We start from the raw sequence: 14,836 nt of genomic DNA on the forward strand, positions 1-14,836 counted from the left end.
GGTTGACGTTCGCGTCAATTATAGGCGAAGGCCGGTGCACCGCGGCGCGCCAATTGGTGCGCTTAAGCTCATGATAAACTTGCGCATTCGCCTGCAGCCCGGGCATATCGTCCAGAAAACACGCAAACTTCCATGAAATCCGCCGAAATCCGCGAAGCCTTCCTGAAGTTCTTCGAATCCAAGGGCCACCAGATCGTGGCCTCCAGCTCGCTCGTGCCGCACGAGGACCCGACGCTGCTGTTCACCAACGCTGGCATGAACCAGTTCAAGGACGTGTTCCTCGGCTTCGACAAGCGGCCCTACACGCGCGCCACCACCTCGCAGAAGTGCGTGCGCGCCGGCGGCAAGCACAACGACCTCGAGAACGTCGGCTACACCGCGCGCCACCATACCTTCTTCGAGATGCTGGGCAACTTCAGCTTCGGCGACTACTTCAAGCGCGACGCCATCTCGTACGCCTGGGAGCTGCTCACCGAGGTCTTCAAGCTGCCCAAGGACAAGCTGTGGGTCACGGTGTATGCCGAGGACGACGAGGCCTACGACATCTGGACGAAGGAAGTCGGCGTGCCCGCCGAGCGCGTGATCCGCATCGGCGACAACAAGGGCGCGCGCTACGCCTCGGACAACTTCTGGATGATGGGCGACACCGGCCCCTGCGGCCCGTGCACCGAGATCTTCTACGACCACGGCCCGCACATCTGGGGTGGCCCTCCGGGATCGCCCGAGGAAGACGGCGACCGCTACATCGAGATCTGGAACAACGTGTTCATGCAGTTCAACCGTGACGAGCAGGGCGTGATGCATCCGCTGCCCAAGCCCTCGGTCGACACCGGCATGGGCCTGGAACGCATCTCGGCGGTGCTGCAGCACGTGCACGCCAACTACGAGATCGACCTGTTCCAGGCGCTGATCAGGGCCGCGGCGCGCGAGACCTCCGGCGCCGACATGGACTCGCCCTCGCTGAAGGTGCTGGCCGACCACATCCGCGCCTGCTCCTTCCTGATCGCCGACGGCGTGATCCCGGGCAACGAGGGTCGCGGCTACGTGCTGCGCCGCATCATCCGCCGCGCCATCCGCCACGGCTACAAGCTGGGTGCGCGCGCCGCCTTCTTCCACAGGATGGTGCCGGACCTGGTGGCCGAGATGGGCGCTGCCTATCCCGAGCTCAAGGACGGCGAGCGCCGCATCATGGACGTGCTGCGCCAGGAGGAAGAGCGCTTCTTCGCCACCATCGAGAACGGCATGGCCATCGTCGAGTCCGAGCTCGCCGCGATGGAAGCCGCGGGCAAGAAGGTCTTCGACGGCGACACCGCCTTCAAGCTGCACGACACCTTCGGCTTCCCGCTCGACCTCACCGCCGACATCTGCCGCGAGCGCGAGGTCACCGTCGATGCCGTCGCCTTCGATGCCGCGATGGCGCGCCAGAAGGAGCAGGCGCGCGCCGCCGGCAAGTTCAAGATGGCGGCCAACCTGGAATACGACGGCCCAGAGACCACCTTCCACGGCTACACGATGCTGGAGGAGAAAGGCAACATCCTCGCGCTGTACAAGGACGGCGCCCCAGTCAATGAGCTGCTCGAGGGCGAGATGGGTGTGGTCGTGCTCGACCACACCCCCTTCTATGCCGAATCCGGCGGCCAGGTTGGCGACCGCGGTGAACTGCGCGCTGCGGCCGGCATCTTCGGGGTGGAGGACACGCAGAAGATCCAGGCCGCGGTGTTCGGCCACCACGGTGTGGTGCGCACCGGCAAGCTCTCCGTGGGGCAGGGCGTGGTCGCCCGGGTCGATGTTGCCGCCCGCGCCGCCACCGCGCGCAACCACTCGGTCACCCACCTCATGCACAAGGCGCTGCGCGAGGTGCTCGGCACCCACGTGCAGCAGAAGGGCTCGCTGGTCGACCCCGACAAGACCCGCTTCGACTTCGCCCACACCGCGCCGATGAGCGCCGAGGAGATCCGCGAGGTCGAGGAGATCGTCAACCGCGAGATCCTTGCCAACACGGATACCAAGGCCGAGTTGATGGCCCTGGAGGCGGCGCAGAAGACCGGCGCGATGATGCTGTTCGGCGAGAAGTACGGCGACGAGGTGCGCGTGCTGTCCATCGGCAGCACCCAGGAACTCTGCGGCGGCACCCATGTGGCACGCACCGGCGACATCGGCCTGTTCAAGATCGTGTCCGAAGGCGGCGTCGCCGCCGGCGTCCGCCGCGTCGAGGCGATCACCGGCGAGAACGCGCTGCGCTACGCACAGGAGCAGGAGCGCCGCGTGCAGGGCATGTCCGCGCTGCTCAAGGTCCAGCCCGACGAGGTCGCCGAGCGCGTCGCCGGCATCCTCGACAACGTGCGCGCGCTGGAGAAGGAGCTCGCCCGCCTCAAGGCCAAGCTCGCCGCCAGCCAGGGCGACGAGCTGGTGAGCCAGGCGGTCGAGGTCGGTGGCATCAAGGTGCTCGCAGCGCTGCTCGAAGGCGCCGACGTGCCCACCCTGCGCGACACCATGGACAAGCTCAAGGACAAGCTCAAGTCGGCCGCGATCGTGCTGGCGAGCGTGGCCGAGGGCAAGGTCAGTCTGATCGCCGGCGTCACCGCCGACCAGACCGCCAAGGTCAAGGCCGGCGAGCTGGTGAACTTCGTCGCCCAGCAGGTCGGCGGCAAGGGCGGCGGCCGCCCCGACATGGCCCAGGCCGGCGGCACCCAGCCGGAGAACCTGCCGGCGGCGCTGGCGGGGGTCAAGGAGTGGGTCGCCGGGAAGCTGTAAGCGTTTTGCTTTGAGCACAGCCCCACGACACTCGCTGTCGTGGGGGAGCTGCGATCGAATTGAGCTATGCCTTTTTCAGGCCAAGCGGGCACTCCGTGGGGCACCCGAGCGGGCTTGCTCATGCCAGCCCCAACACCAAATTGCCAATGCCGATTCCCGACTACCAAACGCTAATGCTCCCTTTGCTGCGCCTCGCCGGTGATGGCGGGGAACACCGTTTTCGTGATGCAGTGGAGTACTTGGCTGCACAGTTCGGATTGACGGATGCCGAGCGCGGCGAACTTCTTCCGAGTGGTACTGCGCCTATTTTCGATAACCGAGTGGGCTGGGCAAGGACCTACCTCAAGCAGGCTGGTCTGATTAAGTCGGTAAAGCGGGGCATCTTCAGGATCACTGAGTCCGGGGTTGAGCTACTTGCCCGAGCGCCGGATCGAATTGATACCTCGACGCTTGAGCGCTACGAGGCTTTCCTGGCATTTCGCAATCGAAGACGCGAACGAGGCGAAGGCGAAACGCGCGAGCAGGCTGAAGCTGTGAACGAAGATCTCACTCCGGAGGATGCGCTTGCCGCGGCCTATCAAAAGCTCCGGAAGAGTCTCGAAGCCGACCTGCTTGATCAGGTAAAAGCCTCATCACCGGCGTTTTTTGAACGGCTGGTGATCGATCTGCTTGTATCGATGGGTTACGGTGGTTCGCGGCGTGATGCTGGTCGAGCCATTGGCAAGAGTGGTGATGGTGGCATTGACGGCATCATCAAAGAGGACAAGCTTGGACTCGATGCGATCTACATTCAGGCCAAGCGATGGGAGGGGACTGTCGGTCGGCCTGAAATCCAGAAGTTCGCTGGAGCCCTTCAAGGGCAAAGAGCGACCAAAGGGGTCTTCATCACCACTTCAAATTTCAGCCGAGAAGCGGAAGAGTACGCCAGCATCATCAACACGAAGATCATTCTGCTGGACGGCGAACGCCTTGCCACGCTGATGGTGGATCACAATGTCGGCGTGTCGATGCTCGGTGTCTATGAGTTGAAGAAAGTGGACTCCGACTATTTCGAAGGCGACTAGAGCAGCGGTGTCGGCAGGCTTGCGCAGTTAGATTTATGGGGTGGCTCATGGCTCGACTCATAGCGTTTCTAGCATTACTGGCAGTGCCTCCTGCCTTTTCCGCAGGGCCACAAACGACGATATTGCCTTCGGGCGTCAGCGTCGAAATCTGGCGCCAGGGCGACGGCTCGCGCTCGCCGACGCTGGCCGACGTCGTGCGCGTGCATTACCAGGGCACGCTCGCCGACGGCAAGGAGTTCGACAGCTCCTACGGCCGCGGGCGGCCGGCGGAGCTGCCGCTGGAGGCGCTGATTCCGTGCTGGAAGGAAGTGCTGCAGCAGATGTCGCCGGGCGGCGCGGTGCGCATCGTGTGCCCGCCGGAAACGGCCTACGGCAGTCGCGGCGTGGCTGGGAAGATTCCGCCCGACAGCACGCTCAACTTCGTCATCGAGCTGCTCGAAGTGAAGCGCTGAAGGCGGGCGGGTGGCTCATGCGCCCGGCGGGGGCCCGTCGCCGGCGTGCCGCAGTTCTGCCAGCTCGGCGCGGATCGCGCGCAGTTCGGTGAGCACTGCATCGTGGTCGACACTGACCAGCTCCCGGGTCTGCTCCTGCTCCTCGTGCTCCACCGCGCTCATCGAGTCGACGACGATGGCGATGAAGAGGTTGAGCACCGCGAAGGTGGTCAGCAGGATGAACAGCACGAAGAAGATCCACGCGTAAGGGTAGGCCTCCATGACCGGGCGGGCGATGCCCATCGACCACGACTCCAGGGTCATGACCTGGAACAGGGTGTAGAACGAGGCGCCGATGCTGCCGAACCACTCCGGGAAGCTGGCGCCGAAGAGCTTGGTCGTCATCACCGCGGCGACGTAGAACACGAGCAGCAGCAGGGTGATCACCGAGCCCATGCCGGGGATGGCCCTGAGCAGCGCGCTCACCACCTTGCGCATCGACGGCACCACCGACACCAGGCGCAGCGCGCGCAGGATGCGCAGCGAGCGCAGCACCTGCAGGCCCTCGCCGGTGGGGGCGAGCGTGATCGCGACGATGGTGAAGTCGAACACGTTCCAGCCGCTGCGGAAGAAGCGCAGGCGATAGACGAAGAGCTTGAGCGCGAGCTCGACCACGAACACCGCGAGCGCGGCGCGGTCGAGCGCGAGCAGCACGCCGCCGGCCGTCGCCATGGCGGCGGACGAGGTCTCGAGGCCGAGGGTGATCGCGTTGATGACGATCACGATGATGACGAAGCGCTGGAAGGCGGCAGATTCGACGAGGCGTTGAAGACTTGCGGTCATTTCGCGAGTTGGATGCTTTGGGGTTCAGGAATGAGGGGCGGGATGGTGTGGTGCGATGGCCGGGCGGGGACGGCCCTTGCGCAGCCCCCGCCCCACGCCATCCCGCCCGATCTTCTTCAGCTCGTGCGGGTCGGGGCGGCTTCCCTGGTCTTGCGCGCGGAGTACCACAGGCTTGCGAACACCGAGCACGCGAGGATGGTGGCCACCACCGACAACGACACCAGCACCGGGATCTTGAACCACTCGACGATCAGCATCTTGGTGCCGATGAAGACCAGGATCGCCGCCAGGCCGTACTTGAGCAGCTCGAAGCGGTCGCCGAGGTCGGCGAGCAGGAAGTACATCGCGCGCAGGCCGAGGATGGCGAACAGGTTCGAGGTCAGCACGATGAAGGGGTCGGTGGTGATGGCGAAGATCGCCGGGATGCTGTCGACCGCGAAGATCACGTCGGAGATCTCGACCAGCACCAGGGCGAGGAAGAGCGGCGTCATCATGCGTACGCCGTTACGCATCACGAAGAAGCGCTCGCCTTCGAGCTTCTCTGTGACCGGGTAGTGGTTGCGGATCCAGCGGATGAGGGGGTTCGTCTCCAGGTCCGGGTCGTGCTCGGAGAACCACGCCATCTTGATGCCGGTGACGATCAGGAAGGCGCCGAAGACGTAGAGCAGCCAGTGGAACTCGCTGATCAGCCAACTGCCGGCGAAGATCATGATCGTGCGCAGCGCGATCGCGCCGACGATGCCGTACAGCAGCACGCGGCGCTGCAGCTCCAGCGGAACCGCAAAGAAGCTGAAGATCATCATCCACACGAAGACGTTGTCGACCGCGAGCGATTTCTCGACCAGGTAGCCGGTGACGAAGGCGGTCGTCTGCTCGTTGGCGACTGCACGCCCGAGCGTGCCGTCCAGGTACCACCACAGCCCGGCGGCGAACAGCATCGCCACCGTGACCCAGGCGAGCGACCAGCCCGCCGCTTCCTTCAGGGACACCCGGTGCTGCTTGCCGCCGCCGAAGGCGAACAGGTCCACCAGCAGCATCGTTACCACGATGGCGGCAAAGGCCGCCCACATCCACCACGTTCCGATCGATTCCATCGCGCGCTCCGCACACAAAAACAAAAAGGGCCTGTTCCCGAAGGACACAGACCCCTGCGTGCCAGCGCTGCACGGACCTTGCCCCTCGGGCAAGGTCTCGCTTGCAACGGATACGGCCGTTGCCTCCGGCACCGGGAGACGGTCTGGCGACCGATCTGCCGTGATGACGATGCCGGAGCGGAAAAGCTACTCCCCTTGATGGGCGCGAGTGTGTCTGTTGCGCTGCGGTAATGTCAAGCGATGCGTGCGAACGCCGTTGCGGCCGCGAGGTCGACACCCCGTGCCGGCTGGGGCATGATCGATGGCGACCGGATCGCCCGCTTGGCACTGCGCGGGGCCGGCGCATCCCCTTCTCTTGCCCGACTCCATGGAAATCGTCTTTCTGATCGCACTCATCGTGCTCAACGGTGTCTTCGCCATGTCCGAGATCGCGCTCGTCACCGCGCGCCGGGCGCGGCTCGCGCGGCTTGCCGAGGAGGGCGACAGCTCGGCCGAGGTGGCGATCAAGCTCGGCGAGGATCCGACCCGCTTCCTGTCCACGATCCAGATCGGCATCACCTCGATCGGCATCCTCAACGGTATCGTCGGCGAGGCGGCCCTCGCGGGCCCGCTTGCGGAGTGGCTGCAGACCCTGGGCATGGAGCGGCGCACCAGCGAGGTCGGCTCGACCGTGCTGGTGGTCGTGGTGATCACCTACGTGTCGATCGTGGTCGGCGAGCTCGTCCCCAAGCGCATCGGTCAGATCAACCCGGAAGGCATTGCCCGCCTGGTGGCGCGGCCGATGAACGTGCTGTCGATCGCCTCGCGCCCCTTCGTGCATCTGCTGGCCGGCTCGACCGCGCTGCTGCTGCGCCTGATGGGCCAGCGCGAGCTGGGCGGGCCGAGCGTGACCGAGGAGGAGATCCACGCCATGCTGGTCGAGGGCTCCGAGGCGGGCGTGATAGAGAAGAGCGAGCACGACATGGTGCGCAACGTGTTCCGCCTCGACGACCGCCAGATCGCCTCGCTGATGGTGCCGCGCTCGGACATCGTCGCGCTCGACCTCGTCCGGCCGCTGGAGGAGAACCTCGAGCTGGTGGCGTCCTCGTCCTATTCCAGCTTCCCCGTGTGCCGCGGCGGGCTCGACGAGATCCTCGGCATCGTCAGCGCCAAGAAGATCTTCACCCAGATGCTGCGCGAGGAACCGATCGACCTCACCGGGAACCTGCAGCCGGCCGTGTACGTGCCGGAATCGCTGACCGGGATGGAGCTGCTCGACCAGTTCCGCGCCTCGGGCACCTACACGGTGTTCGTGATCGACGAGTACGGCGAGGTGCAGGGCATGGTCACGCTGCACGACGTGATCGAGTCGGTGACCGGCGAGTTCCTGCCGCACGACACCGAGGAGGCGTGGGCGGTGCAGCGCGAGGATGGCTCGTGGCTGCTCGATGGCCTGATCCCGATCGTCGAACTCAAGGACCGCTTGGGCATCAAGGCGGTGCCGGAAGAGGAGAAGGGCCGCTACCACACCCTGTCGGGGATGGTGATGTGGCTGCTTGGCCGCCTGCCCAACACCGGCGACGTCGCCACCTGGGAGAGCTGGCGGCTGGAGGTCGTCGACCTCGATGGCAAGCGCATAGACAAGGTGCTGGCCACCCGTCTGCCCGATGCGGCGGAGGCGGTCGGTGCCGAGCAGGAGGCGGCCTCCGGCGAGCCGGACGGCGAGGCATGATCGACCAGGTCGCGGAAAAGGTCGTCCGCCGCGTCATCCTCGGCTTGCTGCTCGGCGGCCTGCTGCTGCTGAGCTATGCGGTGCTGCACATGTTCATCGTCCCGGTGGCGTGGGCGGTGATCATCGCCTATGCGACCTGGCCGGCTTTCCGCCGCCTGCGCGCCGGGCTGCGCCGCTACCCGACGCTGAGTGCGCTGCTGATGACGCTGCTGTTGAGTGCCGCCTTCGTGCTGCCGGCGCTGTGGATCGGCATGTTGCTGCGCACCGAGGTCGGGGTGGCGATCGCCGCGGTCACGACGCAGATCCGCGAGGGTGCCTTCGTGCTGCCGGACTTCATCCGCACGCTGCCGTGGATCGGCGACGACCTGCAGGCGATGGTGGGCGAGCTCACCCGCGACCCCGAGGCGCTGCGCGCCCAGCTCACCGAATGGGTGCGCGAGGGCAGCAACCTGGTGGTGGCGCTGATCGGCGACGTCGGGCGCAACGCCGCCAAGCTCGGCTTCGCGCTGATCACGGTGTTCTTCCTGTATCGCGACGGCGAGCGCGTCCTCGAGCAGGTGGTGGCGGTGCTGCGCCGCTTCCTCGGCGAGCGGCTCGACTCCTACCTCGCCGCGGTGGGCGGCATGACCAAGGCGGTCGTGTGGGGGCTGATCGCGACCGCGATCGGGCAGGGTATCGTCGCCGGGCTGGGGTACTGGTGGGCGGGGGTGCCGGCGCCGGTGCTGATGGGCGCGATCACCGCGGTGATCGCGATGATTCCTTTCGGTACCCCGTTCGCGTGGGGATCGATCGGGGTGTGGTTGCTGATGAGCGGGCAGACCGTCGAGGGCGTCGGCCTCTTGCTGTGGGGCACGCTGGTGGTGAGCTGGGTCGATAACCTCGTCCGCCCGCTGGTGATCAGCAACGCCACCCGCATCCCCTTCCTGCTGGTGATGTTCGGCGTGCTCGGCGGGCTGGCGGCATTCGGACTGGTCGGCCTGTTCCTCGGCCCGGTGGTGCTGGCGGTGCTGATGGCGGTGTGGCGCGAGTGGCTGGAGGAGTCCGAACTCGACCGTCTCGCGCCGCCGCGCTGAAAGCCTGCTCGCGACGCCTCAGGTACCGTACTTGCGCGCCAGCGTGTCGTGCAGGGCGACGAACTCCTGCGACAGCTTGTGCTTCGGGTCGAGGTGGATCATCGGCTTGGCCTGCTCGTGCGATTCCCTGATCTTCACCGAGGCGGACAGGTAGGGCTCGAGCACCGGCAGGCCTTCCTTGATCAGATCCTGCACCATCTTCTGCGGCAGGCTGGCGCGCGGCTGGAACTGGTTGACCACGATGCCCTCGACGGCGAGCTTGCGGTTGTGGTCGGACTTGATCTCCTGCACGTTCTCGAGCAGCGAGTACAGCGCCTTGCGCGAGAACTCGTCGCAGTCGAAGGGGATCAGGCAGGCGTCGGCGGCGATCAGCGCCGAACGGGTGAAGAAGTTCAGCGCCGGCGGAGTGTCGATGTACACGCAGTCGAAGTCTTCCGCGAGCTCTTCCAGCGCGTCGCGCAGCTTGTAGATCTTGTAGCGCGATTCGAGCTTGGACTGCAGCTCCTCGAGCTGCGGGTGCGAGGGCATCACGTGCAGACCCTCGAAGGGCGTGGCGACGACGAATTCCGCGGTGTCGCGCGGGTTGAGCTTGAAGTTCAGCGTCTGGTCGAAGAAGTCGGCGAGCGTTGCCTCGAGGTCCTCGCCGCTGGCGCCGAGCAGGTACTGGGTGGAGTTGCCCTGCGGATCGAGGTCGACGACGAGGGTGCGCTTGCCCTTTTGGGCGCTGATCGCTGCCAGGTTGCAGGTGATCGTCGATTTGCCGACGCCGCCCTTCTGATTGAACACCACTCGCCGCATGTAGCTCTCCCCATGTTGTTTTGTCGGGCGCGGTGCGATCGCCGCGCGGAGCCCGCATTCTGCCAAAAGCGGGGGACGCCGGGGCGGCTCCTTCATGCCGCGTGATACGCGGCATTACACGGCGGCCCTGCCAAAGGGGGGGTGGCTGCGCTAAACTTCTGCGACGTCAATCGAGGCCGTTCCCGCGCCGCTCCGGCGTGCACAACAAGAAAGCCCTTGCGAACATCCCGAACGATGGACCCGTGTCCGCGCTGCCCGGCCGGCACGCGCTGCGCCGATCCGCGCGGATCGGTGCGGCCTCACCATACAGCCACAACATAGACCTCAGCGTTCCGAGAGGGGAGAACATGGATCAGGATTTCATCACTGCTGCGCTCGACTATCACCGCTCGCCCACGCGCGGCAAGATTTCGGTCGTGCCGACGAAGGGCCTCACCAACCAGCGTGACCTCGCGCTCGCCTACTCGCCGGGCGTGGCCGCGGCCTGCGACGCGATCGTCGCCGATCCCGCCGAAGCCTTCGAGCTCACCAGTCGCGGCAACCTGGTGGCCGTGGTCACCAACGGCACCGCGGTGCTCGGCCTCGGCAACATCGGCCCGCTCGCCTCCAAGCCGGTCATGGAAGGCAAGGGCTGCCTGTTCAAGAAATTCGCCAACATCGACGTGTTCGACATCGAGCTGGCGGAGAACGACCCCGACAAGCTGATCGAGATCATCGCCGCGCTCGAGCCCACGCTGGGCGGCATCAACCTCGAGGACATCAAGGCGCCCGAGTGCTTCTACATCGAGAAGAAGCTGCGCGAGCGCATGAAGATCCCGGTCTTCCACGACGACCAGCACGGCACCGCGATCATCTCCGCGGCGGGCCTGTTGAACGGTCTCAAGGTCATCGGCAAGGACATCGGCACGGTCAAGCTGGTGTGCTCGGGTGCCGGCGCGGCGGCGATCGCCTGCCTCGACCTGATGGTCAGCCTCGGCCTCAAGCGCGAGAACATCACCGTCTGCGATTCCAAGGGCGTCATCTTCGAGGGCCGCGAGCCCAACATGGAGCCGACCAAGGCGCGCTATGCGCAGACGACCGAGGCACGCACGCTGGGTGACGCGATCGTCGGCGCCGACGTCTTCCTCGGCCTGTCCACCGCGGGCGTGCTCAAGCCCGAGATGGTGGCGAAGATGGCCGACAAGCCGCTGATCTTCGCGCTCGCCAACCCGAACCCCGAGATCCTGCCGGCCGACGCCAAGGCGGTGCGCCCGGACTGCATCATCGCCACCGGCCGTTCGGACTTCCCGAACCAGGTCAACAACGTGCTGTGCTTTCCCTTCATCTTCCGCGGTGCGCTCGATGTGGGCGCGACCACGATCAACGAGGAGATGAAGCTCGCCTGCGTGAAGGCGATCGCCGAGCTGGCCGAGGCCGAGGCCAGCGACATCGTCGCCAGCGCCTACGGCGGCCAGGAGCTCAGCTTCGGCCCCGAGTACATCATCCCCAAGCCCTTCGATCCGCGCCTGATCGTCAAGATCGCGCCCGCGGTGGCGAAGGCGGCGATGGATTCCGGCGTGGCGACCAAGCCGATCACCGATTTCGATGCCTACGTCACCAGCCTGACCGGCTTCGTGTACCAGTCCGGCATCGTCATGAAGCCGGTGTTCTCGGCCGCCAAGGCGGTGCCGATGGCGCAGAAGCGGGTGATCTACGCCGAGGGCGAGGACGAGCGTGTGCTGCACGCCGTGCGCGTGGTGCTGGACGAGGGCCTGGCGCGCCCGATCCTGATCGGTCGTCCCGAAGTCATCGAGATGCGGATCAAGAAGATCGGCCTCAACCTCAAGCCCGAGCGCGACTTCGAGGTCGTCAACCCCGAGTCCGATCCGCGCTACCGCGAGCTGTGGACCGAGTACTACAAGCTGATGAGCCGTGACGGCGTCACCCCCGACGTGGCCAAGTCCAGGGTGCGTCGCGACACCACGCTGATCGGTGTGATGCTGCTGCGCCGCGGCGACGCCGATGCGATGGTGTGTGGCACCGTCGGTACCTACGACTACCACCTCAAGCAGGTGGCCGACGTCATCGGCCTGGCGCCGGGCGCCAAGCAGTTCGCGGCGATGAACCTGCTGCTGCTGACCAAGCGCATGCTGGCGATCACCGACACCTACGTGAACGAGAATCCGAGCGCCGAGGAAGTGGCCGAGATCGCGCGCATGGCGGCCGACGAGCTGCGCCGCTTCGGCATCGAGCCGAGCGTGGCGCTGCTGTCGCACTCGAACTTCGGCAGCTCGAACTCGGCCTCCGCACGCAAGATGCGCCGTGCCTGCGAGATCCTGCACGCCACCGCGCCCGACCTCAACGTCGATGGCGAGATGCACGGCGATGCCGCACTGTCGCAGGAGATGCGCGACAAGCTGCATCCGGACTCCGACCTCAAGGGCGAGGCCAACCTGCTGGTGATGCCCAACCTCGATGCCGCCAACATCTCCTTCAACCTGATGAAGATGGCCAACGGCGACGGCGTGTCGGTGGGTCCGATCCTGCTCGGCGCCGCCAAGCCGGTGCACATCGTGACGCCCTCGGCTACCGTGCGCCGCCTGGTGAACATGACCGCGCTGGCGGTGGTCGATGCCAAGGAGTCGCGCAACAGCGGCGCCTGATCCGGCATGCGCGCGGCGCATGCGCCGCGCCTGGCCCGCTCCGGGCGCTGGGGGCAGCCCTGCAAGGGGTTGCCCCGCTTCGTTTCCGTCGTACCGAAAACACCATGAAGAATCGATCTGCTCTTTCCCTGCCTCCGTTGCTGCTGGCCGGGATGCTGTGCCTGTCCGCGCCGTCGGCGCTTGCCGCCGACTGGTTGCTCGCGGCGCCGAACCTGCAGGTCGTGCCCGGCCAGCGCTTCGAGGTGGTGGTGATCGGCGAGGGCCGGTCGGCGAACTGGCCGGCACGGCTGCCGGCGAGCATCGAGCTGCCCGGCGGTGCTCCGCGCATCGCGCTCGAACTGGTGGCGATCGGCAAGACGGACGCGAACGCGCGCCAGCGCCGCTACTTCGCACGCTGGCCGATGGAGATCACCGGGGTGGCGACGCTCGCGCTCGCCGATCACGCCTCGGCGCGCCTGCTGCTCGACGCCGGCGCGGCGACCCGGGTGGCCGCGCCGGCCCGGTTCCCGACCGCACCGATGGCAGCCGAAGCGGCCGCGGCGCCGGCAGGCGTGGTGGCGGCGACTCCCGCGTCGGCAGTGGCGCCGATGGGGGCGGTGGCGGAGGCGCCGGCCGACGCGGCCCCGGTCGAGCCCTCCGCGCTTGGTTTCCATGAGCCGATGTACTTCCTCGTCGGTGGCAAGGATCCGGTCAGTGCGCGCTTCCAGTTCAGCTTCCGCTACCGCATCTTCGACGACCACGGCGTGGTCGCCGAGAGTTTCCCGGTGGCGAGCGGGCTTTATTTCGGCTTCACCCAGACCTCGCTGTGGGACCTGCAGTCCGAGTCCAAGCCCTTCCGCGACTCCAGCTTCCGCCCTTCGTTCTTCTACCGCTGGGCGGTCGACGACCCCGACAAGCGTGGGGCGCTCGCGCTCTACGGTGGCTACGAGCACGAATCCAACGGCAAGGAGGACATGCCCTCGCGCAGCATCGACACGCTGTTCCTGCGTGCGGATGCGCGCTTCCGGCTGGACGACTCCGGCACCTACCTGGGCATCGCGCCGAAGTTGTGGACCTACCTCGACCGCGAGGACAATCCGGACATCGCGCGTTACCGCGGCCATGCCGAGCTCGGCCTGCGCCTGGGGCGCGACGACGCGCTGGTGTTCTCGACGCTGATCCGCCGCGGCACGGCCGGCAAGCTCGGCACCCAGTACGACCTGTCGTACCCGGTCCGGCGCAGCGTGTTCTCGGGCGTGGGCGCCTTCGTCCACCTGCAGGCCTTCAAGGGCTACGGCGAGACCCTGCTCGAATACGACCAGGACAAGGAGACGCAGTACCGGCTGGGGATTTCGCTGGTACGCTGAGCGTCCACCTGCAACGAAAGACGAGGAGATCACGCATGAGTCATGCGATCCGTTTTCACCACACCGGCGGTCCCGAGGTCCTGCAGTGGGAGGCGGTCGAGCCGCCGCCGCCCGGCCCCGGCGAGGTTCGCCTGCGCCATCACGCGGTGGGCCTGAACTTCATCGACACCTACCACCGCAGCGGCCTGTATCCGCTGCCGCTGCCCTCAGGCCTCGGCATGGAAGGCGCGGGTGTGGTCGAGGCGGTGGGCGAGGGCGTGAGCGAGGTGAAGGCGGGCGACCGCGTCGCCTACACCAATGGCCCGCTCGACGCCTATTCCGAGGTGCGCAACATCCCGGCGCGCAACCTGGTCGTGCTGCCCGAGGACATTTCCTTCGAGCAGGGCGCGGCGATGATGCTGCAGGGCATCACCGCGCACTACCTGCTGCATTCCACCTACCCGGTGAAGGCGGGCGAGACCATCCTGGTGCACGCGGCCGCCGGCGGCGTGGGTTCGATCCTGGTGCAGTGGGCGAAGCTGCTCGGCGCCACCGTGATCGGCACCGTCGGCAACGACGACAAGGCGGCACGCGCGAAGGCGCTGGGCTGCGAGCACGTGATCGTCTATTCGCGCGAGCAGTTTCCCGCGCGCGTGCGCGAGCTCACCGGCGGCAAGGGCGTGGCGGTCGTCTACGACTCGGTCGGTCGTGACACCTTCCTCGACTCGGTCGCCTGCCTGCAGCGCCGCGGCACGATGGTGAGCTACGGCAACGCCACCGGGCCGGTCGCGCCCTTCGACTGCGCGCTGCTGCACAAGGCCGGCTCGGTCTACGTGACCCGTCCGGGCCTGCCCGACTACATCGCCACCCGCGAGGAGTTGCTCGAGCGCGCTGCGGCGCTGTTCGAGGTGGTGCGCAGTGGCAAGGTGAAGATCGAGGTGATGCAGCGTTATGCGCTGAGGGACGCCGCGCAGGCGCATCGCGACCTGGAGGCGCGCCGGACCACCGGCTCGACGGTGCTGCTGCCCTGAGGACGCATGCGACGGCGCGTCGAGGCCGCACCGCTGCTTGCCGGCGGCGCGGCGGGCCGACGCAAGGCGC

At 66.7% G+C, this 14,836-nt stretch carries 11 protein-coding genes; 8 read left to right on the plus strand and 3 right to left on the minus strand.

The genetic code is table 11. From position 1 onward, the window contains the following. The first annotated feature begins 132 nt into the window (after window positions 1–132). The 3 genes from alaS (at window position 133) to CKCBHOJB_RS05840 (ending at window position 4,270) form a co-directional block, all read left to right on the plus strand. Window positions 133–2,754, plus strand: coding sequence for an alanine--tRNA ligase (gene alaS / locus CKCBHOJB_RS05830; protein WP_281051071.1), 2,622 nt, complete (start codon window positions 133–135; stop codon window positions 2,752–2,754). Window positions 2,755–2,900: 146 nt separating this feature from the next. After that, window positions 2,901–3,818 carry a restriction endonuclease gene (locus CKCBHOJB_RS05835; RefSeq protein ID WP_281051072.1) on the plus strand — a complete coding sequence of 306 codons (918 nt, stop codon included), beginning with the start codon at window positions 2,901–2,903 and terminating at the stop codon, window positions 3,816–3,818. Window positions 3,819–3,940: 122 nt separating this feature from the next. Continuing rightward, on the plus strand, window positions 3,941–4,270 hold the full coding sequence (locus CKCBHOJB_RS05840) for an FKBP-type peptidyl-prolyl cis-trans isomerase (RefSeq protein ID WP_281051073.1): 330 nt from the start codon (window positions 3,941–3,943) through the stop codon (window positions 4,268–4,270). A gap of 15 nt (window positions 4,271–4,285) precedes the next feature. Here CKCBHOJB_RS05840 and CKCBHOJB_RS05845 read toward each other — a convergent pair whose 3' ends face one another. Further along, complete coding sequence (locus CKCBHOJB_RS05845; RefSeq protein ID WP_281051074.1) at window positions 4,286–5,092, minus strand: ion transporter; 807 nt, start codon at window positions 5,090–5,092, stop codon at window positions 4,286–4,288. A gap of 116 nt (window positions 5,093–5,208) precedes the next feature. Beyond that, window positions 5,209–6,186 (minus strand): TerC family protein, encoded by a 978-nt coding sequence (locus CKCBHOJB_RS05850; RefSeq protein WP_281051075.1) that lies wholly within the window; start codon window positions 6,184–6,186, stop codon window positions 5,209–5,211. A gap of 367 nt (window positions 6,187–6,553) precedes the next feature. Between CKCBHOJB_RS05850 and CKCBHOJB_RS05855 the strand changes: the two genes are divergently transcribed. Both CKCBHOJB_RS05855 and CKCBHOJB_RS05860 read left to right on the plus strand, forming a co-directional pair. Further along, window positions 6,554–7,897 carry a hemolysin family protein gene (locus tag CKCBHOJB_RS05855; protein ID WP_281051076.1) on the plus strand — a complete coding sequence of 448 codons (1,344 nt, stop codon included), beginning with the start codon at window positions 6,554–6,556 and terminating at the stop codon, window positions 7,895–7,897. Then, a complete protein-coding gene (locus tag CKCBHOJB_RS05860) occupies window positions 7,894–8,970 on the plus strand; it encodes an AI-2E family transporter (RefSeq protein WP_281051077.1) in 1,077 nt (358 codons plus the stop codon). The genes CKCBHOJB_RS05855 and CKCBHOJB_RS05860 overlap by 4 nt, the downstream gene beginning before the upstream one ends. An 18-nt stretch (window positions 8,971–8,988) precedes the next feature. On the opposite strand, the gene CKCBHOJB_RS05865 is transcribed toward CKCBHOJB_RS05860, so the two are convergent. Further along, entirely contained in the window at window positions 8,989–9,768 is a 780-nt protein-coding gene (locus tag CKCBHOJB_RS05865) for a ParA family protein (RefSeq protein WP_281051078.1), read from the minus strand. Window positions 9,769–10,115: 347 nt separating this feature from the next. On the opposite strand from CKCBHOJB_RS05865, the gene CKCBHOJB_RS05870 reads away from it, so the two are divergent. The 3 genes from CKCBHOJB_RS05870 to CKCBHOJB_RS05880 all read left to right on the plus strand — a co-directional run bounded on the left by CKCBHOJB_RS05870 (window position 10,116) and on the right by CKCBHOJB_RS05880 (window position 14,766). Beyond that, the gene (locus CKCBHOJB_RS05870) at window positions 10,116–12,410 is read left to right on the plus strand and encodes an NADP-dependent malic enzyme (RefSeq protein WP_281051079.1); all 2,295 of its coding nucleotides are present in this window, start codon (window positions 10,116–10,118) and stop codon (window positions 12,408–12,410) included. A gap of 104 nt (window positions 12,411–12,514) precedes the next feature. Then, entirely contained in the window at window positions 12,515–13,756 is a 1,242-nt protein-coding gene (locus CKCBHOJB_RS05875; RefSeq protein ID WP_281051080.1) for a phospholipase A, read from the plus strand. 35 nt (window positions 13,757–13,791) lie between these two features. Then, the gene (locus CKCBHOJB_RS05880) at window positions 13,792–14,766 is read left to right on the plus strand and encodes a quinone oxidoreductase (RefSeq protein ID WP_281051081.1); all 975 of its coding nucleotides are present in this window, start codon (window positions 13,792–13,794) and stop codon (window positions 14,764–14,766) included. The last annotated feature ends 70 nt before the right edge of the window (window positions 14,767–14,836 follow it).

The organism is Thauera sp. GDN1, assembly GCF_029223545.1.
In the GTDB taxonomy this organism is placed as follows: Bacteria; Pseudomonadota; Gammaproteobacteria; order Burkholderiales; family Rhodocyclaceae; genus Thauera.